The 3,099-nt window shown below is 75.3% G+C and carries 2 protein-coding genes and 1 pseudogene; all 3 read left to right on the forward strand.

All coding sequences use genetic code 11. The features are described 5' to 3' along the window. Positions 1-55 precede the first annotated feature (55 nt). A complete protein-coding gene (locus tag AB0H32_RS47590) occupies positions 56-1,867 on the forward strand; it encodes a hypothetical protein (protein ID WP_361135762.1) in 1,812 nt (603 codons plus the stop codon). Positions 1,868-2,285: 418 nt separating this feature from the next. Then, positions 2,286-2,900 (forward strand): winged helix-turn-helix domain-containing protein, encoded by a 615-nt coding sequence (locus AB0H32_RS47595; RefSeq protein ID WP_361135764.1) that lies wholly within the window; start codon positions 2,286-2,288, stop codon positions 2,898-2,900. Between the two features lie 66 nt (positions 2,901-2,966). Next, positions 2,967-3,099: pseudogene (locus tag AB0H32_RS47600) on the forward strand (reductase); the annotation flags it as partial.

Below are 3,099 nucleotides of genomic sequence, written 5' to 3' on the forward strand. Positions count from 1 at the left end.
CGCGACGGGGCCCCGCGGGGCGGGGGGGGCGCCCCTGCTGCGTATCGTGCGGCCCATGACCGACTGGGGGATGCTCTCGCACGCCTACGGACCGGCCGACGACATCCCCGGGCTGCTGCGGGCGATGGAGTCCGAGGACGCGGACGTACGCGAGCGGGCGAGGGACGATCTGGGGTCCGCACTGTGGCACCAGGGAGACATCTACGACGCCTCCGCCCCGGCCGTACCGCACCTCGCCCGGCTCGCCCTCCACGGGCCCGGCCACCGGCTGGAACTGCTCTGGCTGATCGGTGGCATCGCGGGAGGAGCCGGCAAGCCCGCCGAACGCGCGGCCGCGCAGCGCGCCGTGGCCGAGGCGCTGCCGGCCCTGCTGCACCTCGCGCACGACTCCGACGCGGAGATCCGGGACGCCATGGTGCTGCTGATCGCGGGCCTCGGCCATCCGTACGCGCTGCCGCTGCTCCCGCTGCTGCGCGCCCGGCTCGACGCGGAGCCCGACACGACGGTGCGCGGGCACGTGGTGACCGCGCTCGCCCTGCTGGAGGCGGGCGACAGCGGTTGGCGGCACGGCCTGCTGACCGACCCCGGTCCCCGGGTACGGCTCGCCGCCGCCGAGGACCTGCTGCGCACCGCCGGTCTGCCGCTGCCGGGCGAGCTGGTCGACGTCTGCGCGCAGGCGTACGCGGCCGACCCGCACGACCGCGAGACCGCCTACTGGCCGCACCCGTACCGCCCGTTCACCGACCGGCTCCTCCAGGACGACCCGGACGCGGCGCTGCGGGCCCTCGCCCAGGGCGTGCCGCTCGCCCACGAGATCACCGAGAGGTGGCGGGACCGCGAGGCGGACGTGCTGCCGTGGGTCCTGGCCGAACTCGACGGCGAGGTAGGGCGGTTCAACCGGCTGGGCCGGATGACCTGCGCCCTGCCGGCTCAGGCCCGCGCGCGGGTGCGGGAACGGGTGCTGCCGTACCTGGACTCGGACGACCGGGACGTGCGGGCGGCGGCGCTGACGGTGCTGGCCCGCGCCGGTGCGGCCGAGGCGGTGCCGGAGATCGTACGGCTGGTCGACGAGGCGCCGGGCCTGGACGGCACCGCCCATGCCGTCACCGCGGCGGTCGAGGAGTTCGGGGCCGGGGCGCTGCCCGTGGCGCGGGCCGTGGCCGGCCGGCTCGACGCGGCCTCGCCGCAGCTGGTCAGGGTGCTGGAGCACTGTCCCGAAGTGGCCGCTGAGGCCGTGCCCGAACTCGCCGCGCTGCTGCCGGAGCACGCCGACAGCCACGGCAGCGGCGCGTTCGCCGTGCTCGGCGCACTCGGCCCGGCCGCCGGTCCCGTCGGCGCACAGGCGCTGCGGGCGGCGGCGACCAGGGGCTCCGACCCGGTGTCGTTGGCCGCCGCGCTGGCGTACCACCGGGTGAGCGGCGACCCGGGCCCCGCGCTCGCCCTCCTCGGTGCGGAACTCACCGACCCGGCTTCGGGCTGGGTGACGTGGGCCGGTGAACTGGGGCCCGCCGCAGCGCCGTTGCTGGCGCTGATCGAGCCCCGGCTGGCACGCGACCGCACGGCGAGCACCCGGGGCACGGCGGCACTGGCCGTGTGGCGCATCACGGGCCGCACCGAGGACACGGTGGAGCCGCTCGCCCGGTGGCTGGTCGCAGGCGGCTTCTGGCCCCCCTTCGAGCCGCCCGCCCTGCCGGCGCTGACCTCGATCGGTCTCCTGCCCCGGTTCGCCGTGGCTCCGCTGCGCGAGGTCGCCGAGTCGGCCCGGCGTGCCGCCCACGACCCCTTCGTGGTGGGCGACCCGCACCCGGACTACCTCCTGCGGTCCGCCGTACGGAAGTTGCTGGGCTCCGCGACGGTGCTCGACTGAGCGACGCTCGTCCGGATACCGAGACGGTGTGTCGGGGACGCCGACGGGCGGAAGGCCGCTGATCAGGGGCGGATGCGCCGCGTCGGGCCGCGGGCAACGTCGACTTCACGTCAAGGAAGCGTCCAAGCAGTGAGAGGAGGCTGCTGCCCCGAACCCTTGTCTGCTTCAATGGGCCCATGGCCAGCTTCCAGAACCACACCGCGACGGGTCGCCATGACCTCGAGCCGTTCTGGCCCTCCCGTCAGCACCACGACTTCGACCGGGTGTGTTGCCGCGCAGTGAACGCGCGGGCCCTCTAAAGCCGTACACCCCGGCCTTCGGCCAGCGCGAAACGACGTACGTCCTTCGGCGCGCCCGACCACGAATCGCGGCCGTCGTCCTGCCCGACGAACTCCTCGCGCGAAAGAGCTGACCTCTCATGGCGACCACTCGTTCCCTCTCCACCGCCGCCCTCACCACCCCCTCCCCGAACGGCGCCCGGCACCGGCTGCGGGCCGTCGACCGCGACGAGGACTGGGCTCTCCCCTCCTCGAACGCAGTCGAGAGGTCGGGGAAGGATGTCGCGGACTTCCTGCCGCCGGGCGCCACCTGGCTGCCCGCGCCGCAGCACACCCTGCCCGTCCTGCCCGGACAGCCGCCCATGGTCGGGTACCTGGTGCTGGTCCCGGCGGACCAGCGGCTCCCGTTCCTGCCGGTCGCGGTGCCGGACCAGCCGGGGGCGGCCGGCGACACGGGGGGCGACACGCTGGTGCGGATCGACGCCGGGCAGCGCACCGCAAGCATCGAGGGCCGTGAACTCGACCTCACCTACCTGGAGTTCGAGCTGCTCGCGCACCTGGTGGCGCACCCGCACCGGGTGCACACCCGCGACCAGCTGGTCACCACGGTGTGGGGGTACGGCCATGTCGGCGACGGCCGCACCGTCGACGTCCACATCGCCCGGCTGCGCCGCAAGCTGGGTGCCCAGCACCGCCAGACGATCCAGACGGTGCGCCGGGTCGGCTACAAGTACACCCCGCCGACCGGGCGCTGACCGGGCGCGCTGCCCGCGGCAGAGCGCCCTTCCCCGCCACGGCCCCGGCCGGGCACGCTCTTCGGTATGAGACTTCTTGTGCTGGGCGGTACGGAATTCGTGGGACGGGCCGTCGTGCAGGCCGCGGTCGGCCGCGGCTGGGAGGTGACGATCTTCCACCGGGGACGGCACGGGGCTCCCCCGGGGGTGCGGTCGCTGC

Source organism: Streptomyces sp. NPDC020362 (assembly GCF_040642095.1).
Classification (GTDB): Bacteria; Actinomycetota; Actinomycetes; order Streptomycetales; family Streptomycetaceae; genus Streptomyces.

Bases quoted from the DNA above. Each gene is read 5' to 3' on its own strand.
- AB0H32_RS47590 (WP_361135762.1), top strand. From the start codon at position 56: ATGACCGACTGGGGGATGCTCTCGCACGCCTACGGACCGGCCGACGAC.
- AB0H32_RS47595 (WP_361135764.1), top strand. From the start codon at position 2,286: ATGGCGACCACTCGTTCCCTCTCCACCGCCGCCCTCACCACCCCCTCC.